Genomic DNA, 20,081 nt, shown 5'->3' with positions numbered 1-20,081 from the left:
ATCACCCTTGCTCTTTTCTGTCCTTAATAATTTTTCTCCAATCAAGGTCCCCTCGGTCCATAGCCCTGACCAGAATTTCAGCTGCTGCAATGTTTGTCGCTAAAGGGACCTGATAGACATCACATAGCCGCATTAGTGCACTGATATCAGGTTCATGAGGCTGGGCTGTAAGAGGATCCCTGAAGAAAATGACGATATCCATGTCGTTTTCAGCAATTTTTGCACCAATCTGCTGATCGCCGCCTAGCGGGCCAGATTGAAATCGGATAACTTTCACCCCGGTTGCTTCCTGAATCCGACTTCCAGTCGTGCCTGTGGCAAATAGTTTATGTTTTTTAAAAATAGGCTCATAGGCTTGCACGAACTGGAGCATTTCAGCTTTCTTTTCATCATGTGCAATCATTGCGATATTCATGTATTTTACTCCCCTACTCTAAAATGTTTTCCAATCCATATGCGAGAACATCCATTCCCATTACTGTCTCCACTGACAACTTCACACCAGTCATAAAGGATTCACGGTTAATGGAATCATGACGAATTGTCAGTGTTTCTCCAGTACCACCAAATACAACCTCCTGATGTGCTACAAGTCCAGGAAGACGGACACTATGGATTTTTATACCATCCTTATCTGCTCCTCTGGCGCCCTGTAAGGTTTCTTTTTCGTCTGGATGTCCCTGTTGTCTTGGTTCCCTCTCTTCACGGATCAGTTCAGCTGTCTTATAGGCGGTTCCTGAGGGAGCATCCAACTTTTGGTCATGATGCCGTTCAATTATTTCAACATTTGGGAAATGCTTCGCAGCCCATTTGGAAAATTGCATCATTAATACTGCCCCGACAGCAAAATTCGGAGCAATCACACCTCCAAGCCGTTTCTCTTCGGACATCCGTGTAAGTTCTGTTAATTGTTCCTCTGTAAAACCGGTCGTACCAATAACTGGCCTTATATGATGTTCAAGAGCAAGCTTCGTATGTTTGTAACCGACTTCTGGTGTAGTCAAGTCAATCAATACATCCGCATCCACTTCTGAAAAACATACAGCAGGGTCTTCATAGATGAGTGCATCTAAGGTTGGCATATCCTCCAAATCCAATACCCTGTGACCTCCGAACTTCCTGTCAAGACAAGCAGCAAGCTGCAGATTATCGGATCCTGCAATCATATTTAAAGCAGCTCGTCCCATTTTCCCACGAGGTCCGGCTACAATTACTTTTATTATTTCCATTAATTATCCCTCTCCTTCTTCTTTTGGAGTCCAGCGATTCTTATCCCTCGTTTCTATCTTTCCCATTGAGCGTTCAAATGCATCAGATAGATCAATATCAACGGAATTGGCAAAGCAGGTTAATACAAACAGGACATCACCCAGCTCTTCCTCAAGTGCTTTTTCCTGTTCCGTATTTTTCTTAGGCTTTTCACCATAATGATGATTGACTTCACGAGCCATCTCACCAACTTCCTCTGTCAGCCTTGCCAGCATACTTAATGGAGAAAAATAGCCTTCTTTAAATTGTGATATGTAACGATCGACGCGCTGCTGAATTTCCATTGTCGTATATTCAAGTTTATCAGTCATTATACCAATCCACTCCTATCGTTCATTCTGTCTTCCTAAATGGTAGCCAAAACAATCTGCTTTGACAAATTATTTACTCGAAATAACAAGTGTATTGTCGCCTGGTCGGCGGTTGATTATAATGGAATACATGCGTGGACTATTCGGGGAGGGATCACCTGTGAAAATGTTAAGATTAAAATTCAAAAATATATGTTTCATACTGATAGGGTCAGCCATTTTTTCTTTCGGGCTTGTTCACTTTAATATCCAGAACCATCTGGGCGAAGGTGGATTTACTGGAATTACACTGCTATTACTTTTCCTGTTTGATTGGGATCCTGGTGTGATGAACATCGTGTTGAATGTTCCTGTGCTAATAATCGGCTGGAGGATGCTTGGCCGGAGTACCTTTTTTTATTCATTAATTGGCATCTTCGCTGTTTCCCTTTTCCTATGGGTTTTTCAGATTTACACATTTGATATTGGTCTTCAAAATGATATGACACTTGCAGCATTATTTGCCGGAGTTTTCGTTGGAGTGGGATTGGGCATTATCTTCCGTTATGGAGGGACAACCGGAGGAATCGACATTATTGCACGCCTGATCCATAAATATTGGGGATGGTCAATGGGCAGGGCTATGTTTCTGTTTGATGCAGCGGTTATATTCACCTCCATCATTACTTATTTAAACTACATTCAAGGTATGTATACCCTGGTCGCTGTGTTCATTGCTGCTAGAGTAATCGATTTCATTCAGGAAGGGGCCTATGCTGCCAGGGGTGCTACTATCATCTCGGAAAAAAGTGAGGCCATTTCGGCAAGAATCATGGAGGAAATGGACCGTGGGGTTACCGTCCTTCAAGGAAAAGGATCCTATACAGGAAAGAGAAGAGACGTTTTGTACTGTGTAGTAGGCAAGAACGAAATAGTCCGTTTGAAAACAGTCATCGATTCAATTGATCCCCACGCTTTCGTTGCCATGAGTACAGTCCATGATGTACTGGGCGAAGGGTTTACCCTTGACGAAAATAAAAACCCACTGCACGAATAAATCTAGCAAGCAGAACAATTGTGGAAGCGCCTTGCTCACCCCCCGCCAGCTTAAGCCAAGCCTCGCCTTGATGGTCTTCGTCACAGAGAGGATGGCTTAAGAGCTCGAGGGGGGAAGTGCTGGAGCTGAAAGTAACCTGCTGTCGAGGTCAATTCACAACCTTCATTTTTTAGAACAAAAAAAGCTGTCGAGAACTTTCCCGACAGCTTTAAACAACCTATAAAAGGCGACTATTGCTTTGTTTAATCCTCATTCATACCGACAAACATCAGAATGAAACGGATCAATTCAGCTAATGCAACTAGTGCAGCTGCTACGTAAGTCAAAGCGGCAGCGTTCAGAACTTTCTTTGTTGACCGTTCTTCATTATTTCGAATTACTCCTGAAGAAACCATTTGCGCCATAGCGCGGTTAGAGGCATCAAATTCAACAGGCAAGGTGATCAATTGGAACAATACTGCAGCTGCAAAGAAAATGATACCCAGAAGGAATAATCCGGAATAACCTAAAAGTGCTCCTCCAATAATCAGGAAAATTGAAGCATTTGAACCAAAACTTGCTACAGGCACCAGCGCATGTCGAAATCGAAGGAAGGCATAATCCTGTGCATCCTGGATCGCATGTCCTACCTCATGGGCGGCTACTGCGGAAGCAGCCATTGAATGTCCATGATAGTTATCAGTAGATAAGCGGACAACTTTTTTTCTGGGATCGTAGTGATCAGACAGCTTTCCTCGAGTCTCTTCAATGCTAACATTATATAAACCGTTCTCATCAAGGATTTTGCGAGCAACCTCGGCTCCTGTCATATAGGAAGATGTCGCTACCTTTGAATACTTCTTATAGGTACTTTTCACTCTTGACTGGGCCCAGAGTGGAATAATCAACAAGAGGGCAATATAAACCAAATATGAACCTAAACCCATTTTCCATTCCTCCGTCTATGTTGTTTAAAATACTCTTTCTTAAGGTCAATTTTAGTCAATCTTCCCTCAAAAATCAACTATTTAATTTTTTGTAAAGGGCTTTTTGCTTTTCAGCTTGGTATTTCTTATAACCTACATAAGATAACGTAACTATGATGCATCCGCCTACAATTATAATTGTCCATAGCAATGCATCCAGCTCGAAAACTTTCGAATCCGGTGCATTTTTAGACATCAACTCCAGGGATAAACTCAGTGTTCTTTCGATTTCTGCGGGAGTATCGGATTTTACGAGCATCTGATAATAGGTTTCAAATTGATCGTAAACTTCCTTTGTGAATACAATTTCCGCAGCTGGAAGCATAATTTCCCAATTACTAATAATGGAAGTTACATCCAGGGAAGCACTTGGGACTATGCTGTTATGATATTGGTCGATCACTTCTGCCAGTCGATTTTTTTCATGTTGGAAATAACGTGCGTCTTCATGTATCAGGACATCGAGCAGCAACACCATTTGTGAGTGGCCTGTACCTGTTTTTCCCTTTAAACTTCCCTTCTGCCTGACTATTTTGTTCTTTAGCTCTAAGAACTTCTCCATATACATTGGCTGGTGCTCTTGTATATATTCTTCCAAACCCTTTTCATTGTATCGAAGTAAATTATAGGAAAGTGTCAAATCGCCATCTTTCACTGCCGAATAATACTCCTCTACAAATTGTGTCAGATAGCCGGGAACCGGCTTGGCTTCCACCCGATGCCAGGAAACCATGAAAAGGAAGACAAGCATCAAGATGGTAATTCTGCGCAACATAATGTCACCTCTCCCCTATGTTCTCTAACCATTTTATGAGGAGAAGGACAAGTTTAGACCTATGAAGGCGTATACTTGATGTGGAGTCTGGGACGGATAGCAAGGTAATAGGTAACTGCAATACTTACCATACTCAGCCAGAAAGTAAAATACCCAATGGGATTCAGGTATTCCATTAACGGACCGTAAATCGGCATCTGTTCGAAAACGTAATCAATAACATCATTATGGAGGGTCCAGACAGCAGCGAAAACCAGATGCCGAAGTTGTAAACGATAATAGGGAGCGTACAATAAACCCTGGATGGCCATGGCACCATGGGAAATAATCAGCATATAGCCGGTCCAATGTAAACTGCCCTCAACTATTAAAGTCAGAATATTCATAGCCACAGCCCATGTGCCATATTTGAACAAGGTTACCATAGCCAAAGCACTGATATAAGGTACATGCTTTCCGAAAAGGTAGAAACCTAAAAATATGGTGAAAAAAAGGCTCGCAGTCGGACTGTCAGGGACAAAAATAAGATATTTCGCTTCAGTTATCTCCAATTGATATCCATACCAGATATATCCGTAAACACTGCCAGCGAGATTGATGATGAAAAGCATCATCAGAATTATACGGCTATTCAAAAAATAAGATAACATGATCCCACCTCATCAATAAAAAATACAAGAGAAGCCGCGCTACTTTTAGCGCGGCTTCCTGAATGGATATATAGTAACGGATTAATGGCCTGAACCTGAATCAGATCCACCTTCACCCTCGCCTCCAGAGCCTTTTTCTCCACCTTTACCGCCGCCTGTGGCAGCACTGTGAATAAATTCGGCAAGCTTCTGTAATTCTTCCTCAGAGCCATTAAATACACCTGAAGGCATATTACCAATACCATTTTTTGCAATATGTTTAATTTCTTCGACTGATTTTTCGGTTTTCAATAGTGACGGGTTGCTGCCTTGTCCTTGTAATGTATCCCCATGACAACTCAAACAGTTTGCTTCATAGACGGCGTAACCAGGATGGTCCGTGTTAATATCCGGTCCTTCTCCTTCTTCTTTTACACCGTACTGCTCAGAACGTTGTTCGTAATCCACATGGGAAACGGATTCATACGTAAGCCAGAAAGTAGCAATAACACCCAAAAGCATCAAGCCAGTTGCGATTGGTCGGCGTGTCGGGCGACGTTCAGGGCCTCTGTCCAAAAATGGAGCCAAAAGCAATGCACCGAATGCCAGACCAGGCATTACAATCGCTCCAAGCACAATAAAATCGCCACCAGCATATTGATATTTCAAAAATTGATATAAAAATAGGAAATACCAGTCCGGCAACGGGATATATGATGCGTTTGTCGGATCAGCCTGCTGCTCTAACGGAGACGGGTGAGCGGCCGTAGCGACGAGGAAACCGATCAAAAACACGGCTCCAACAAGCCATTCCTTTAACAGGAAGTTTGGCCAGAAGGCTTCCGTACGTCCCGGGTATTCAGAATAGTCCTTAGGTATGTTAGGTTTGCGTTCGGCCGGTATACGTGAGTCTCCGACGAACTTCATGCCTTTTCCCCTATGCACAGCGTTCCCTCCTTTTCAAATGCATGTTCTTATAGTGGTCCAGAAATACCTTGCTTACGAATCATGATGAAGTGGGCAGCCATCAGGCCGAACAATGCAGCTGGCAGGAAAAAGACGTGGATGGCGAAGAAACGAGCCAGTGTCTGTGCCCCTACAATTTCAGGGTCTCCAGCTAATAGAGTACGGATCTGATCACCAATAAATGGCGTTGCGGCTGCAATCTCAAGACCTACCTGAGTTGCAAAGTAAGCTTTGTTGTCCCAAGGAAGCAAGTATCCAGTAAAACCAAGACCGAGCATGACGAAAAATAATAGCACACCAACGACCCAGTTCAGTTCACGTGGTTTCTTATAGGCTCCCTGGAAAAATACGCGCAATGTATGTAGGAACAACATTACTATTACCAGGCTTGCACCCCAGTGGTGCATCCCACGTACAATTTGTCCATGGGCAACTTCTTTCTGCAGATAGTAAACAGACTTCCATGCATTTTCGATATCAGGCACGTAATACATAGTCAAGAACATGCCGGATAAAACCTGGATGACTGTTACAAAAAATGTCAAACCGCCGAAACAGTACACGAATGCTGAAAAGTGATGTGCGGGGTTGACATGTTCTGGGACTTCGTGATCAGCGATATCACGCCATAATGGTGTGATATCCATGCGCTCATCTACCCAATCATAAATTTTCTGAAGCATGATTAAACCCCTCCTCCTCTGTCATGGGCTCTCCCCAGGTAAAGCATGTCTTCCTCCACTTTATGCTCATAAATCGGCAATGGAGCAGTTGGAGGAGTTCCAGGGACATTCACCCCGTCTTTTGTGTAACGGCCACCGTGGCATGGGCAATAGAACTGGTCTGGATACTGTTCATTCGAACTCCAGTCAACTACACAACCGAGGTGGGTACAGATTGGTGATAGGGCTACGATTTCATCATTTTTATCGACATAAACCCAGGCACTCTTCTGAACCATGGATTCATACCATGCATCTTGCTGTTTGACTTCCCATTCGAACCGTTGAGGGGTGTTTGTAATTTTACTTACTTCCACCACAGGGTGCATTTCCCCTGATGCTGAGGGCTTCAACACAGGATCAATTGCAAATCGGACCATCGGAGCAAGCATGCCGGCAGCCATGAAACCGCCTACACCAGTCAATGTGTAGTTCAAAAATTGACGACGGGATACTTGTTTTTTACTCATTATTTTCCCCCCTCTATGCTGTAATCCATAGGATATGGATGATTTACACACAGTTTACTAGGACATTACCATGATAGCGCAAACTGTTTGTCCGGTCAATAAAATATCGAGTAAACGACAAACTTTTAAATTACCAATAAGACCTTATCATTTCAGTGATTTGTGAAGTTTGTTCCTTGACAAAAGATATCGTTTCTGAGGACTGCAAGCTTCCGTTCTTCCTGCCGGGAAGCCAGATTAATTCTCCTGTAAGATCTTTGTCCAGTCGCTTCCATTTTACATCGAAGGTGAAGAGAAAGAGGTGTTCGAATGGCTGCTGCTGGAATTTTTCACACCAGCTGTTGATTCGAGGGATTTCCTGTTCTCTATTGTCCTCTATGTAATAGTATTCTGGTGAAAGCAGCACCCGTCCTTTGAACTCTTTATCGATTTCTCTCATGAACAATCCGAGCAGTTCACTTTGGAACGCCTGCTCTTTTAGCCCATGCTCGACAGATGGATCAAAGGGGATCAAAGGTACGATCAGAGTGTCGATGTATTCCTTAGCACCCATAAATAAAGAAATGTCTTCTTTGTTCCATTGCACGTCACATCACTATCCTTTCCATAACATACCCATTTTACTAGAAAAGAATGCTTTTTGAATAGTAAAAAGAATAAGAGCATGTCCCAAAAATGAAACTTATAGGTAAGAATCATGACTTTACGCATTCGGCAATTCCTGATAAGTGCTGCTTTCTAATAGTGTCAGCGGGAATCGATTGGTTTTTCTGAAGATCTTATCACAATTGGAGGAGTTGGAAATCAGCGCTTATCATTACAGCTCTACTAGTGTACCAACGAAAAAAATACCTCTGAGAAATGATTGTTTTCTCGAAGGTATTTTTCCATTATCAAGGGCATATAGAAACTTTAATGATTCATAATTCCATCCAATTCCTCTTTCACGTGCTGCAAAAGTCCGGAAAGACGCACAAATGATTTCCGATCCCCTGTATCCAGTGCTTCATCGATCTCTCTTTCCAACTGCTGCCGCTGATGCTCTAACAAACTAATGTCCAAAAGCCGTCTGGCCAACCGTCTGTCCTTGGATGTAAGGTAATGGTTGACAGGGACAAATGGGTTTTCTTCCAGAACTCCTGCATACCTTGCACTTTGGTTGGATTGATCGAAATTCAATTGGATATACAGTGGTTCGTTCTGGTTAAGACGGATATCATGAAAAGACTTTTCTGCATCAGTAGTCATCACTTTATCTTTATAAAACCTGAAAGGCGGAGCTTTGACACCTTGCGCGCTGATTAGAATGCCCCGAGGGCAAAATTCAACTTCATCCACAAAATGAGCATATTGTAATATGGCCTCGTGGTTGATCAAATAATTCAATATCCAGACACTTTCCCTTTTCTTTAACTGGTAATGATTAAGAAACCACCGGACAAAATCCTTTTTATCTTGAACGGATATAGGTGTTTCCATCTACACTCCTCCCGCACCGTGTTATGTGATTTCATCTTCCCTATTCTTCAGACGATGAATGAATTCCTCTACTTCACTGTCAGTCGGTTCGAGTTCCAGATAATCGTGCAGCACACTTTCGGCTTGCTCCATCCTCCCTTCTTCTACTAAAAAGTAGCCATATTCCTTAAGGAAATCGCTATCCTCTTTAAAGGAATTATATGCAAGTTCATAGTGTTTTATAGCATCAGAATACTTTTCTAATGAATCATAAGCTTTTGCCAGTTCCCAGTGGTAGCTGGGATCCTCTTCGCCAAGGTCCAGAACATGCTCGAGAAGGTCAACAACAGCTTCTTCATCCTTATCTAGCTTATAATTTTCAATCAAAAACAAAATAGCTTCCTTGTAACCTGGATCGAGGCTGACAGCTTCTTTCATAGATTGGTAAGCCTCTTCTTTTTTGCCCTGTCTGAACGCAAGCATTCCCACCAGGTGATGAAGCTCTTTGTTAAATTCATCCTTGGCTAGTCCACGCTTAGCCATTTCGTAGGCTTCTTCCACCATACCCTCTGCTTCATAAACCTGTGCCAATAAAGGATATACAGATTGATAATATGGATCCTTTTCAATAAGGTCTTCCCATACTTTTATGGCAATATCACTACGGTTCGCCTGGTATGCCACAAAACCATATCTGAATTTAATGTCTGGATTCTCTTCTTCTACTTTCTGGAACTGTGTAAGGGATTGTTCGAAATCTCCAGTAGCTGCATAAGCTTCTCCAAGTCTGGCTGCCACTTCGATATCACCTATAATCGGTTCACGCTGGTAAGCATTTTCATAAAACGGGATACTTTTATTATATTCACCATTAGAAAAAGATAATTCACCTAAAGCAAAATCGATAATCGCTTCGTTGGGAGCCGCCTGCTTGGCAGCTAAAAGTTTTTGTTCGGCTACCTCAAACAGACCCTGTGACTGATAGAGATCTGCTAGCTGCATCAATGATGGCAAATAGTCTTCATCTTCAGGTTCAAATTGATTCAAAATGCTGATAGCTTCATCATCTTCTTCCAGATCAATGTGAATTTCTGCAAGCATGATCTTCAATTCATTTTCCTTAGGATAACGTTGCAGCAACTCTGTAAGAATCATTTTCGCTTCTTCTAGCATCCCCCATTGGATATACAATTCCGTAATAGTGAAGCGTTCTTCTTCATCAGCTTCAGGAAGGTAGTTTTGTAGTGTTTTCAATGCTTCATCCGTCCGGTTGGCCTCCATCAGCCGGACTGCTTCTTGTATTTCCTCCATAAGGACACCCTTTCTGAATCTATAAAAAATGTTTCGGTATGGAAACTTTCAAATGTGTTCCTTTCATTTCTTTACCTGTAAGCTTTTGACTGGCTTGGACTACACGTCCACGCAGAATTGTTGCATTTGGAACAGACCCATGATAACTGAATTCTTCCGGATCATCAATCACCTTGCTTCCATCATGCAGAAAGAGGTTGAAATCTCCGAACCCCCCCGGAACTAACGCCCCTTTGGCCGGATATATCCCACTTATACGGAGGTTTCTAGAAGAAAGTGGAAGGTCAGTGATTGGATCGTTCAACGTTATCATACCACAATGGTCCACTATCTTTTTCCAAATCATGTCCATTTTTTGAAAATCTTCTGCTTCAGGTGAGAAAAGCGGAGCGATTGGTATTCTCGAATACCCTTGGGCCTGGGCTAGCCATTCCCAGGCTACTTCTTTAAGTTCTCTTGCTTTATCAGCCTCAAAGAGGATAAATGGACATTTCATCAGACCAAAATAACGTACCATAGCAGGCTGGAGAATTTGCGGGGGAATGACAGGAGCTACCATATAATCGACTGGTAATTCTTTTAACTGCTGTAAAAAAGCTTCATATTTATTCTTATATTGAAGACTCGATCGTATGGGCAGCTGTACAATGAGCAAAGTACACCCTCGTTTCATATATTCCTCCCCCAATTGCACTTTTGCCAAAGAGGTATAGAGGGGATAAGCAATATCGACGAAGACAAAGCCTGGTGCTACGTGGAAGGCGTCCAGATTCAGCTCGAATGGGCTCTGTGCAGGACGAAATCGCCTTACAAATAAGCCCTCTTCGACCATCAATTCCTTTTTCCGCCAATTTTCATTGTTCCATGTATGCTGGTAAAAATAGTAAGCTCCCATACTCGTCCACCTCCAACTGGGTTTCTATAAGGTATGAGAACTTACAGGCATGTATGAATGAAACTCATTTTTTGATGATATATTCCAGATCTTTAAAAAAATCAGGGTAGGAAATTGCAATGCATTCACTGTTAGTCAATTGAATATTTCCCTCTGCTAATAAAGAGGCTATGGCGACCATCATTCCGATACGATGATCCATATAAGAGTCTACTTCCGCGCTTCTCAAAACAGATTTACCATGAATTATAAGTCCATCAGGCTGTTCTGTTACATCCGCCCCAAGTTTGGTCAGCACATCTGCAACAGCAGCAATCCTGTCAGTTTCTTTTACACGCAGCTCTTCTGCATCTTTAATGATCGTTTTTCCTTCTGCTTGTGTGGCAGCCAGGGCTAAGATAGGAAGTTCGTCTATTAATGCAGGAATTAAGTCTCCTTCCATTATACTTCCTTTAAGTGGGGCATACTTCACTTCAATATCTCCCACCGGCTCCGAACCAATCGTTCTTGTAACAGTAGTTTGGATGTTGGCTCCCATTTTTTCAAGAGCCGTGATAATACCTGTCCTGGTCTCATTCAAGCCTACATCCTTAACTGTGATATGGCTTCCAGGAATAACAGCAGCCGCAACCAGGAAAAATGCCGCCGAAGATATATCTCCCGGCACGGCAATATCAGCTGAATGCGGACGCTGCCCACCTTTAATCGTAATTTTTAATCCTTCCACTTCAACACCTACACCAAAACGGGGCAGCATTTGTTCCGTATGATCCCTCGTTTTGACCTGCTCAATTACAGTTGTTTCGCCTTCTCCAAGCATTCCAGCAAGTAAAATGGCAGACTTGACTTGAGCACTTTTTACTGGCATTTCATATGTTATACCTTTTAGTGTTTTTCCACTTATCGCTATAGGAAGCAGCCTGTTGTTGTCCCTCCCTTGAATATTGGCACCCATTTTTGATAACGGGGTAATCACTCGATCCATTGGCCGATTAGATAAAGAGGGGTCGCCATAACATGTAGTGAATAATGGGAGTGACGCCAGCACACCTGTAACCAGCCGGGCAGTAGTCCCGGAATTACCGAAATATACAGGACATTCAGCTTCTTTCAGTCGCCCTACACCGTCGCTTTTGATAGATACTTTCGTACCATCCTGATCTATGTTGACACCCAAGGAGCGAAAAACATTTATGGTACGAAGACAGTCCTCCCCTGCCAGAAAATTTGTTATGGTTGATGTTCCTGAAGCAAGTGATGCAAAAATTACAGAACGGTGGGAAATCGATTTGTCCCCTGGAACAGTAATTTCTCCCGTAATGCCCTGGTCAATTGGTCTTAAGGTCATAGACTTCACTATCATTTCCCCCTTATTGTTGGATGGTAACTTCATAGTTTTCTGCTTCCAGAATAAGCTTACTTGCTTTTTGCTCACGACTAGATTGGAAACTAATTCGAAGGACACCGGTAATTCCTTCCCGAACCTCCAGAATCTCTATGTTTTTTATCGAAATTTCCCGTTCTGCCAAGTGCCCCATTACATGAAGTAATGCACCTGGCTGGTCTGTGATATCCACATAAATGTCATAAAAAGAAGGAATGGCCCCCCGCTTCTTGACCGGAAGACCATCTCGGTATTGTTTGGCAGTTGAAAGGTATTCTTGTGTAGCCTCATGATTTTCCGAGGAAAGTAATTGTTTTACTTCTTCCATTTCCTTCACCCAGTCATCAATCATACTTAATAGAATACTGCGATTTTGAAAGAAAATGTCTTTCCATAAAACAGGGTTGCTTGAAGCTATTCTCGTAATATCACGAAAACCTCCTGCCGCAAGATCTTCTAAATAAGGATGCGTCTCCTGCCAATGCCTTGCTTGATGGACCAAGGAAGATGCTATTAAATGTGGAAAATGGGAGACCACCGCAGTCATTTCATCATGCTCTTCCCGATTAAAAGTTAGAAACCTGGCCTTCGTAGATATAAGTATCTTTTTGATATATTCAACATCTCGGTCGGATGCATTCCTGGATGGTGTCAAAACATATATGGCATTTTCAAATAAATGGCTTTTAGCAGCTGTAAATCCTTGTTTATGAGACCCAGCCATCGGATGTCCGCCGACAAATGATACATGTGGATTCGTAATGCTGTCTGCCGTTTCCATTACTTTCTCTTTTACAGATGATACATCCGTTACAATCAGTTTTTTGGTTAATTTCAGCTTATCAAGCTTTTTTAAATAATCAATGGTTATGGGGATAGGAGTGGCAAGGATTAGGTAATCTGCCTGTTTAACTCCTGATTCAAAGTCAGTTGATTCCGATATGGCACCTTGCTCTTTTGCCAATTCCTTGGAGGAAATGTCGGAATCACATCCTATAATATGATATTTTTTTTGCTTGCTTAAACCCAGGGCCAGGGAACCACCGATTAAACCCAGCCCAACTATCATGACTGACTCTTTCATTACTCTACACCCGTTTTTGTCGATTCAAGGAAATTGAGCATCTCTTGCTGGATTTCTTTCATGACCTCTTTACTGCCAATAGTTAGACGGATGCTGTTCGGAATGCCAAGTGCTTCCCCTGATCTGACAATGAAACCTTTTCTTATTAAGTGTTGAAAAAGGGAGTCACCGCTAACAGGCAGATGTATAAGCATGAAGTTCGCCTGGGTATCATAAAATCCCAAATCATTCACCTTACAAAACTTCATCATCATTTCCCTGTTTTCTTTGTTTCTTGCTATAGAATCGTTTAAGAATTCTTTATCATCAAGCGCAAGGATAGCAGCTGCTTGCGCAATCGTCGAAGTGTTAAAAGGCTCACGCGCAGGGTCAAGTGTTGCGATCAATTCTTTAGCAGCAATTCCATAACCGATTCTGAGTCCTGCCAATCCGTATGCTTTGGAAAAGGTACGCAAGACTATTAAATTAGGATGTTTGCCAATAGCACCTACAGCATCAAAGGCATCCGATGCATCCATATACTCGTAGTAAGCTTCATCGATTACAATTAGTACATGTTCTGGACATTCAGAAAGCACCTTTTCCATTTCATCAGAGGAGATGTGAGCCCCTGTCGGATTGTTAGGAGTACAGAGCCAAAGAACTCGTGTATTGTTGTCCACTTGATGAAGCATTTCATCCAGATCATGGTACCCTTCCTTTGTAGGTACTTCCCTCAATTCAGCTCCTTCTATCAATGCATTATGCTTATATTGAGGAAATGTCGGAGTTGCCATGACTGTGTTGGTACCAGGCTCTAGAAACGTACGACAGATTATTTGCACAATTTCATCTGAACCGTTACCGAAAATGAGCTCTTCTTCTTTAATATTCAATTCTTGACTTAATTTCTTGCGTAATTCAGTACCGTAACCATCTGGATATTTTTCCAATCCAGTAATTAAATTAGGTAATTCTTTTTTTACTTGAGGAGAAAAACCGAACGGATTTTCGTTCGAAGCAAGTTTTACAATCTTCTCCAGACCAAATTCTTTTTTCACTTCATCGATTTGCTTCCCTGGCTTATATGGACTCATTGATTTCAAAATCTCTTTTGCCTTCATGCTTTCTCTCCTCCCAATACCTTCAAATCAGGTCGTAATTTCCTTGCTTCATGATGATAAATGTGCTCTATTTCTTCTTGGCCAGCCTTCGTTTGGACTGTCATCATAACCCTTATACACTTGCCAAGAGAATCTGGAACATCTATTTCCTGCATACACATAACAGGCACAAACGTCCAGCCTTTTAACTTCCTCAATGATTTAGCCGGAAATGCCTGATTTAAATCAGGCGTTGCTGAAAATAATACAGATACTACATCTTCCGCCTTTACATCATTAGCATCGATCATTTCTTTAATTAAGTTATAGGAATGATCGATGATCTCCTCACTGTCGTTATCCCTAACTGTGGTTGCACCTCTTATCCCTCTGATCATCGATTCATCACCTCACTGATAAAACTCGAGAGCATGGATTGAATATCTTCTTCCTCTAATTCTAACACTATCGGGGATCCTAACTCCCGTAATAGCACCATATGCACATTACCATTGATTGCCTTTTTATCTTGTTTCATTTTTTTCATTAAGCCTGTAACCGAAACTTTCGGGAGAGTATGAACAGGATAGCCGTTATTTACCAGCCATTCCGTTAATTCTTTATATGGTAAATCAGCCTCGAGCTTCCTTTCGCTTACATACATGGCAAACAGCATGCCGACTGCCACTGCTTCTCCGTGAGTAACTTTACCATACCCCAATTCAGCCTCTATAGCATGACCTAGCGTATGACCAAAGTTTAAGTGCTTCCGCACCCCGTTTTCTTTTTCGTCCAATTCCACTATTTCCGCTTTGATCGATATCCCTTTGATCAGATGACCTGTCAGTATATCCGGGTCCATCATACCTTTTAAATCCTTAGTGAGAATATCGTAAAAAAGTTGGGGGGATGAAAGACATCCGTGTTTGATTACTTCTGCGTATCCAGAGCGAATTTCATGCTCTGGCAGAGTACGCAATGTTTCTACGTCATAAATGACCGCTTTTGGACTATGGAAGCTCCCGATCATATTCTTGCCTTGCGGATGATTTACAGCTACTTTTCCACCAACACTGCTGTCATGAGCAAGGATTGTTGTCGGAAGCTGAACATAATCGATACCCCTCATAAAAGTCGCAGCAACAAAACCAGCCAAATCTCCGACTACTCCCCCTCCGAGGGCGATTATCAGTGACTGCCGATCCAATCCGTACTCAAGACATTTTGTTATAAGCTGTTCATATTCTGCCAGATTCTTAGATGCTTCCCCTGCCGGAACCGTTCCTGTAAAAACTTCCGATTTTGTAAAAGAAGCTCGAACATCCCTCAAATATAAAGGTGCAACACTAGTGTCTGTAATGATCAGAATTTTACTGTATTCTCTTTCAAGTAATTCACCGGCCTGTTGTCTCAGTTGTGGGCCAACGCTTACCTTATATTTATGATGGCTTGATTGGACAGTCAACTGTTTCATTTAGAAATTTTTCACCTCTTCACGGTAAGCCTCCACAGCCTGTTTCATTCGTGGGAAGTAATCACCCGGGAATTGCTCTAATAACGCACGAGCCAGTTCGAATGCGACTACATGCTCCATGACAACAGAAGCCGCCGGGACGGCACAGGAATCCGAACGCTCTATACTGGCAGCGAAAGGTTCCTTCGTTTCTATATCAACGCTTTGTAATGGTTTATAAAGAGTCGGTATCGGTTTCATTACCCCTTTTACAACAAGTGGCATTCCAGTAGTCATTCCACCTTCAAAACCTCCGAGTCTATTCGTTTTACGGTAGTAACCACGGGAAGGTTCCCAGGCAATCTCATCATGTACCTTGCTGCCATTTCTACGTCCGGCTTCAAAGCCAATCCCAAACTCTACCCCCTTGAAGGCATTGATACTTACGACACTTCCTGCAATCCTGCTGTCAAGCTTACGGTCATACTGGACATAAGAGCCTACCCCTGGCGGCATACCTTCTACGTATACTTCTACCACTCCTCCTATGGAATCTCCTTCTTTTTTGGCCTGGTCAATTGCTGACATCATCTTTGCTTCCGCTGATTTATCAAGTGTCCGTACAGGTGATTGTTCAGAAGACTCAATCCTGTCCTTTAATGCCATAGTCTCATCAAATTCACTTACTATTCCGGCAATTTCCCTTACATAAGCTCCAATGGATACGCCTAACTCCTTGAGCAGGACCTTAGCTACGGAACCAGCTGCCACACGTGCTGCTGTTTCCCGGGCGGAGGAGCGCTCAAGAACATTACGTAAATCTCTGTGGCCGTATTTCATCCCGCCATTCAAATCCGCATGCCCTGGTCTTGGACGGGATATCGTCCGGCGTACTTCTTCATCTTCCGGAATAGGCTGTTCGCCCATTATGTTTTGCCAATGTTTAAAGTCATCATTGTTAATCACTAAGGAAATCGGTGAACCTAGCGTATAACCGTGACGTACACCAGCCGTTATTTCAACCAAGTCCTTTTCGATCTGCATCCGCCGCCCACGGCCATAGCCACCCTGGCGTCTGATTAAGGACTCGTTAATCTGATCACTCAATAATGGTAAATGGGATGGTAATCCTTCTATAATAGTCGTCAATTGTTTTCCATGTGATTCTCCTGCAGTTAAATAGCGCATCGGAGTCCCTCCAGTATCGAATTTTACGTTCTACTATATCATATCTTTTCGCACTTGTGTGCAAGAAATGTTTTAACAGGTTAAAATATAAAAGCGATAAAGCGCTGGATGGACTGCCATCAAAACAAAAATAGCCCGCTGGAATGATTTTCGCAGCAGGGCTTTTTTCATTTTACTTTCTGGTAGAAAAACGTATCAAATAACTTTAAATCATATTTTTCAGGAGAGAAAATCTGCTCTGTACTGCCGACGAAAAAAATCCCGCCTGTGATTAGGGAATTGGTGAAATTATGATAAATATTTTGCTTAGCTTCTTCGGTAAAATAAATCATGACATTTCTACATACAATCACATCAAAGTTTCGTTCGAAACGGTCTGCGAGCAGGTTATGTTTCTTAAAGGTCACTGCCTGCTTGATAGAATCATCCAGGCTGTATAATGCACCGTTTCTTTTGAAGTGTTTAACTTTTATATCATTTGGCACCTCATTTAAGGAACGCTCAGGATAAATACCTTTTTTTGCACGAACAAGAGCATTTTCATCCAGGTCAGTCGCTGTGATATGGATATGGTGGGGAGGAAGGTACTTTCTTAGTATCATTGCTATCGTATAAGGCTCTTCTCCTGTAGAACAGGCTGCACTCCATATTTTCAATTTCAGTTTATTTTGAAGCAGATGCGGCACAACCTTCTCCTCAAAAACCTTCCATCTGTTATAATTACGAAAAAACTCCGATACATTGATAGTCATACGGTCTAGAAATTCCTCAAGCAATAGCGGATCATCTGTCAGTGCTTTATGATAAGAATAGAAATTTTTATATCCTCGTTTTTCTCTTAAAGAGGTCAGCCGGCGTTTCATCTGCGCTTCTTTATATAAAGAAAGGTCAATACCAGTCTTGGTTTTTATACTTTTGATGAATTCTATGTAATCGTTCTCCATCTATTTTTTCCCTTCTGCTCCTTTTGCTTAAGATTACCCGAACTTCTCTGGAGTGTAAAGATTTTATTAGAGTAGTTACCGTTAATAAACGGTATTTTCACAATAGAAATAAAAAACATTCTGATAAAGTCCTTTATTTTCGAGATGTTAAAGTTTGTTGTTAATTCTCACGAATCGCTTGCCGGCGGATGCTTGCCGCGGGCACGGCCTCTGCTAACTTGGTCAAAAAGATCACTTGACCAAGTGGATCTTCGGCTCGCGCTGTTCCCGCAGACGTCACCGCCTCTCACTCATCGTGGAATCAACCATGATGTAACCTTATATCGTTATAAACTTTAACAGCAGCCAATATAAAAAGGGGATTTCCTTGTTAAAAAACTTTTCTTTCCCAATGGTGTCTCATTGTTTCCCTGCCCAAATTGGCAATCATCGTTGCAATAATCTTCTTTTTACATACAAAAAAATTGCTGCATTAGCTATAATGTCCACAACTCCTGAAACAGACGGAGTGGTCCGCATGTCCATTAGCTAAAAACAAAAAAACTACGAAGAAAAATCAATTTCTTCGTAGTTTTTTATATCAAAACGGCTTTTTGCAACAGCCGCTTCTATTAAAGTTTTAGTAGACCCAGTTTTGATCATTTTTATCATACGAAAGGATTTGTTCGTTTTCAAAGAACAAACTTATTTCACGCTCTGCGCTTTCAGGTGAATCAGAACCGTGGATGATATTTTTACCTACTGTGACACCAAAGTCGCCGCGAATTGTACCTGGCAGTGCATCTTGCGGGTTAGTTTTACCCATCATTTGACGGGCGCCAGCGATGACATTCTCCCCTTCCCACACCATTGCGAATACTGGGCCTGATGTAATAAATTCTACCAGTTCACTGAAGAAAGGCTTATCGCTATGCTCACCATAATGTGTTTCGGCAAGTGACTGAGGAATATTCATCAATTTTGCTCCAGCTAATTTAAAGCCTTTATCTTCGAAACGTGACACGATTTCACCAATCAAGTTCCGTTGTACTCCATCCGGCTTAACCATTAAAAAAGTTTTTTCCATTGTCAACACCTCATCATATGTATTTGTGTAAGCGCTTAAAACTATTACCGTAGAAGATTCTACCAGATAATAGGGGCTGTGGCAATCTCGTTATGACCTTCTTTTTCCAATGTATTTTGCAATGTCCCTCAATGTCTGCTTATTCCTGCCTGCTGGTAATACTTCAAGAGACTGGTAAGCTTTCGCCAAATAGCGGTCGCTAAGCTGCAGAGAGCGTTCAATAGCGTCACTATTTTTTATTTTACTTATTACAGGCTGTAAATCTCTATGGGTCAAACCCTCTGGATCTCCGGAAAACAATTCTCTCAAGTCATGCTTGAATTCAGCATCTTCCATTGCATACAAAACCGGAACAGTTATATTCCCTTGAAGCAAGTCGCCTCCTGCAGGCTTTCCCAATTCCGACTCAGAAGCAGTAAAGTCGAGAACATCGTCAATTATTTGGTAGGACATTCCCACATTATAACCATAATGAAATAGTGCCTGTTCATAATCCTTAGGAGCATTCGATGCTATCGCACCAAGACGGCAGCTTACTGCAATTAGAAGTGCCGTCTTGCGTTTAATTCTTCTCAAATAGTCACGCAAGTTCTGATCAAGGCGGTATTTATCCTTGATTTGCTCGATTTCTCCTACACAAACTTCGACAATTGTTTTGGCCAGTGTCTGGTGTGCTCTTGGTTCTTCCAAAACAGATAAAGCTTCCAATGACCTTGCAAAGATGTAATCTCCTGTATACATGGCAATCCGGTTGTCCCAGCGAGCTTTGATGGTCGGTTGTCCGCGCCGCAGTTCGGCATCGTCGATTACGTCGTCATGGACCAATGAAGCCATATGTATTAATTCCAGTGCTACGGCAACTGCTTTCATCCTGTCCAGGCGATAATCCCCGAATTTTCCCGCAAGAAGGACAAAGACGGGACGGATCCGTTTCCCGCCGGCCTGTAATAGCTGAGTGGATGCTTCACGCAAAACAGGATGCTGAGCCTGAATGGTATGGTTGATCGCTTCTTCTATTTTAGTTAAATCCTGCTTTAAAAATGAATATATCATTGCTAGCTTCATGGAGTTCA

At 42.2% G+C, this 20,081-nt stretch carries 23 protein-coding genes; 1 reads left to right on the top strand and 22 read right to left on the bottom strand.

Annotation, left to right across the window (positions count from 1 at the left end; genetic code table 11):
• Position 1 precedes the first annotated feature (1 nt).
• The 3 genes from mgsA to JOC33_RS06840 are packed head-to-tail and all read right to left on the bottom strand — an operon-like array spanning position 2 to position 1,580.
• On the bottom strand, positions 2–415 hold the full coding sequence (gene mgsA / locus JOC33_RS06850; RefSeq protein ID WP_205091760.1) for a methylglyoxal synthase: 414 nt from the start codon (positions 413–415) through the stop codon (positions 2–4).
• Positions 416–428: 13 nt separating this feature from the next.
• A complete protein-coding gene (gene dapB, locus JOC33_RS06845; protein ID WP_205091759.1) occupies positions 429–1,229 on the bottom strand; it encodes a 4-hydroxy-tetrahydrodipicolinate reductase in 801 nt (266 codons plus the stop codon).
• A 3-nt stretch (positions 1,230–1,232) separates the two neighbouring features.
• Complete coding sequence (locus tag JOC33_RS06840; RefSeq protein ID WP_205091758.1) at positions 1,233–1,580, bottom strand: nucleotide pyrophosphohydrolase; 348 nt, start codon at positions 1,578–1,580, stop codon at positions 1,233–1,235.
• A gap of 166 nt (positions 1,581–1,746) precedes the next feature.
• Here JOC33_RS06840 and JOC33_RS06835 point away from each other — a divergent pair, with 166 nt between their 5' ends.
• Positions 1,747–2,616: a YitT family protein gene (locus tag JOC33_RS06835; protein ID WP_205092451.1), complete on the top strand. Its 870-nt coding sequence runs from the start codon at positions 1,747–1,749 to the stop codon at positions 2,614–2,616.
• A 242-nt stretch (positions 2,617–2,858) separates the two neighbouring features.
• Here JOC33_RS06835 and JOC33_RS06830 read toward each other — a convergent pair whose 3' ends face one another.
• The 19 genes from JOC33_RS06830 to hepT form a co-directional block, all read right to left on the bottom strand.
• The gene (locus JOC33_RS06830; protein ID WP_205091757.1) at positions 2,859–3,542 is read right to left on the bottom strand and encodes a zinc metallopeptidase; all 684 of its coding nucleotides are present in this window, start codon (positions 3,540–3,542) and stop codon (positions 2,859–2,861) included.
• Positions 3,543–3,615: 73 nt separating this feature from the next.
• The gene (locus JOC33_RS06825; RefSeq protein WP_205091756.1) at positions 3,616–4,356 is read right to left on the bottom strand and encodes a sporulation protein YpjB; all 741 of its coding nucleotides are present in this window, start codon (positions 4,354–4,356) and stop codon (positions 3,616–3,618) included.
• A 59-nt stretch (positions 4,357–4,415) separates the two neighbouring features.
• Entirely contained in the window at positions 4,416–5,006 is a 591-nt protein-coding gene (gene lhaT / locus JOC33_RS06820) for a lipoprotein heptaprenylglyceryl N-acetyltransferase LhaT (protein ID WP_205091755.1), read from the bottom strand.
• 81 nt (positions 5,007–5,087) lie between these two features.
• Positions 5,088–5,930, bottom strand: coding sequence for a c-type cytochrome (locus JOC33_RS06815; RefSeq protein WP_205091754.1), 843 nt, complete (start codon positions 5,928–5,930; stop codon positions 5,088–5,090).
• Between the two features lie 29 nt (positions 5,931–5,959).
• On the bottom strand, positions 5,960–6,634 hold the full coding sequence (qcrB, locus tag JOC33_RS06810) for a menaquinol-cytochrome c reductase cytochrome b subunit (protein ID WP_205091753.1): 675 nt from the start codon (positions 6,632–6,634) through the stop codon (positions 5,960–5,962).
• A 2-nt stretch (positions 6,635–6,636) separates the two neighbouring features.
• Positions 6,637–7,143 carry a QcrA and Rieske domain-containing protein gene (locus JOC33_RS06805; protein ID WP_205091752.1) on the bottom strand — a complete coding sequence of 169 codons (507 nt, stop codon included), beginning with the start codon at positions 7,141–7,143 and terminating at the stop codon, positions 6,637–6,639.
• A 130-nt stretch (positions 7,144–7,273) separates the two neighbouring features.
• A complete protein-coding gene (locus JOC33_RS06800) occupies positions 7,274–7,729 on the bottom strand; it encodes a DUF2487 family protein (RefSeq protein ID WP_205091751.1) in 456 nt (151 codons plus the stop codon).
• A 326-nt stretch (positions 7,730–8,055) separates the two neighbouring features.
• Complete coding sequence (locus JOC33_RS06795; RefSeq protein ID WP_205091750.1) at positions 8,056–8,622, bottom strand: ReoY family proteolytic degradation factor; 567 nt, start codon at positions 8,620–8,622, stop codon at positions 8,056–8,058.
• A gap of 21 nt (positions 8,623–8,643) precedes the next feature.
• Complete coding sequence (locus JOC33_RS06790) at positions 8,644–9,912, bottom strand: tetratricopeptide repeat protein (protein ID WP_205091749.1); 1,269 nt, start codon at positions 9,910–9,912, stop codon at positions 8,644–8,646.
• Positions 9,913–9,931: 19 nt separating this feature from the next.
• A complete protein-coding gene (locus JOC33_RS06785) occupies positions 9,932–10,807 on the bottom strand; it encodes an amidohydrolase family protein (RefSeq protein WP_205091748.1) in 876 nt (291 codons plus the stop codon).
• 64 nt (positions 10,808–10,871) lie between these two features.
• The gene (aroA, locus tag JOC33_RS06780) at positions 10,872–12,170 is read right to left on the bottom strand and encodes a 3-phosphoshikimate 1-carboxyvinyltransferase (protein WP_420825700.1); all 1,299 of its coding nucleotides are present in this window, start codon (positions 12,168–12,170) and stop codon (positions 10,872–10,874) included.
• 7 nt (positions 12,171–12,177) lie between these two features.
• Positions 12,178–13,275 (bottom strand): prephenate dehydrogenase, encoded by a 1,098-nt coding sequence (locus JOC33_RS06775; protein ID WP_205091746.1) that lies wholly within the window; start codon positions 13,273–13,275, stop codon positions 12,178–12,180.
• Positions 13,275–14,378: a histidinol-phosphate transaminase gene (gene hisC / locus JOC33_RS06770; protein ID WP_205091745.1), complete on the bottom strand. Its 1,104-nt coding sequence runs from the start codon at positions 14,376–14,378 to the stop codon at positions 13,275–13,277. Before hisC ends, JOC33_RS06775 begins: the two co-directional genes overlap by 1 nt.
• Positions 14,375–14,755: a chorismate mutase gene (gene aroH, locus JOC33_RS06765; protein WP_205091744.1), complete on the bottom strand. Its 381-nt coding sequence runs from the start codon at positions 14,753–14,755 to the stop codon at positions 14,375–14,377. Before aroH ends, hisC begins: the two co-directional genes overlap by 4 nt.
• On the bottom strand, positions 14,752–15,831 hold the full coding sequence (gene aroB, locus JOC33_RS06760) for a 3-dehydroquinate synthase (protein WP_205091743.1): 1,080 nt from the start codon (positions 15,829–15,831) through the stop codon (positions 14,752–14,754). The genes aroH and aroB overlap by 4 nt, the downstream gene beginning before the upstream one ends.
• Positions 15,832–16,998, bottom strand: a complete 1,167-nt coding sequence (gene aroC / locus JOC33_RS06755) for a chorismate synthase (protein ID WP_205091742.1) — start codon at positions 16,996–16,998, stop codon at positions 15,832–15,834.
• A 167-nt stretch (positions 16,999–17,165) separates the two neighbouring features.
• Positions 17,166–17,942: a CheR family methyltransferase gene (locus JOC33_RS06750; RefSeq protein WP_205091741.1), complete on the bottom strand. Its 777-nt coding sequence runs from the start codon at positions 17,940–17,942 to the stop codon at positions 17,166–17,168.
• 619 nt (positions 17,943–18,561) lie between these two features.
• On the bottom strand, positions 18,562–19,008 hold the full coding sequence (gene ndk, locus JOC33_RS06745; protein ID WP_205091740.1) for a nucleoside-diphosphate kinase: 447 nt from the start codon (positions 19,006–19,008) through the stop codon (positions 18,562–18,564).
• A 90-nt stretch (positions 19,009–19,098) separates the two neighbouring features.
• Positions 19,099–20,073, bottom strand: coding sequence for a heptaprenyl diphosphate synthase component II (hepT, locus tag JOC33_RS06740; RefSeq protein WP_205091739.1), 975 nt, complete (start codon positions 20,071–20,073; stop codon positions 19,099–19,101).
• Positions 20,074–20,081: the final 8 nt, after the last annotated feature.

Source organism: Thalassobacillus pellis (assembly GCF_016908295.1).
Lineage (GTDB): Bacteria > Bacillota > Bacilli > Bacillales > Halobacillaceae > Thalassobacillus > Thalassobacillus pellis.
This window is presented reverse-complemented; position numbering and strand designations above follow the sequence as displayed.

Excerpts from the sequence above, each read along its gene's own strand:
- ndk (WP_205091740.1), bottom strand. The coding sequence starts at position 19,008 with ATGGAAAAAACTTTTTTAATGGTTAAGCCGGATGGAGTACAACGGAAC.
- hisC (WP_205091745.1), bottom strand. The coding sequence starts at position 14,378 with ATGAAGGCAAAAGAGATTTTGAAATCAATGAGTCCATATAAGCCAGGG.
- JOC33_RS06830 (WP_205091757.1), bottom strand. The coding sequence starts at position 3,542 with ATGGGTTTAGGTTCATATTTGGTTTATATTGCCCTCTTGTTGATTATT.
- JOC33_RS06775 (WP_205091746.1), bottom strand. The coding sequence starts at position 13,275 with ATGAAAGAGTCAGTCATGATAGTTGGGCTGGGTTTAATCGGTGGTTCC.
- dapB (WP_205091759.1), bottom strand. The coding sequence starts at position 1,229 with ATGGAAATAATAAAAGTAATTGTAGCCGGACCTCGTGGGAAAATGGGA.
- lhaT (WP_205091755.1), bottom strand. The coding sequence starts at position 5,006 with ATGTTATCTTATTTTTTGAATAGCCGTATAATTCTGATGATGCTTTTC.
- JOC33_RS06795 (WP_205091750.1), bottom strand. The coding sequence starts at position 8,622 with ATGGAAACACCTATATCCGTTCAAGATAAAAAGGATTTTGTCCGGTGG.
- JOC33_RS06785 (WP_205091748.1), bottom strand. The coding sequence starts at position 10,807 with ATGGGAGCTTACTATTTTTACCAGCATACATGGAACAATGAAAATTGG.
- JOC33_RS06805 (WP_205091752.1), bottom strand. The coding sequence starts at position 7,143 with ATGAGTAAAAAACAAGTATCCCGTCGTCAATTTTTGAACTACACATTG.
- aroB (WP_205091743.1), bottom strand. The coding sequence starts at position 15,831 with ATGAAACAGTTGACTGTCCAATCAAGCCATCATAAATATAAGGTAAGC.
- aroH (WP_205091744.1), bottom strand. The coding sequence starts at position 14,755 with ATGATCAGAGGGATAAGAGGTGCAACCACAGTTAGGGATAACGACAGT.
- qcrB (WP_205091753.1), bottom strand. The coding sequence starts at position 6,634 with ATGCTTCAGAAAATTTATGATTGGGTAGATGAGCGCATGGATATCACA.
- JOC33_RS06790 (WP_205091749.1), bottom strand. The coding sequence starts at position 9,912 with ATGGAGGAAATACAAGAAGCAGTCCGGCTGATGGAGGCCAACCGGACG.
- hepT (WP_205091739.1), bottom strand. The coding sequence starts at position 20,073 with ATGAAGCTAGCAATGATATATTCATTTTTAAAGCAGGATTTAACTAAA.
- mgsA (WP_205091760.1), bottom strand. The coding sequence starts at position 415 with ATGAATATCGCAATGATTGCACATGATGAAAAGAAAGCTGAAATGCTC.
- JOC33_RS06840 (WP_205091758.1), bottom strand. The coding sequence starts at position 1,580 with ATGACTGATAAACTTGAATATACGACAATGGAAATTCAGCAGCGCGTC.
- aroA (WP_420825700.1), bottom strand. The coding sequence starts at position 12,170 with ATGATAGTGAAGTCTATGACCTTAAGACCAATTGACCAGGGCATTACG.
- JOC33_RS06750 (WP_205091741.1), bottom strand. The coding sequence starts at position 17,942 with ATGGAGAACGATTACATAGAATTCATCAAAAGTATAAAAACCAAGACT.
- JOC33_RS06835 (WP_205092451.1), top strand. The coding sequence starts at position 1,747 with ATGTTAAGATTAAAATTCAAAAATATATGTTTCATACTGATAGGGTCA.
- aroC (WP_205091742.1), bottom strand. The coding sequence starts at position 16,998 with ATGCGCTATTTAACTGCAGGAGAATCACATGGAAAACAATTGACGACT.
- JOC33_RS06825 (WP_205091756.1), bottom strand. The coding sequence starts at position 4,356 with ATGTTGCGCAGAATTACCATCTTGATGCTTGTCTTCCTTTTCATGGTT.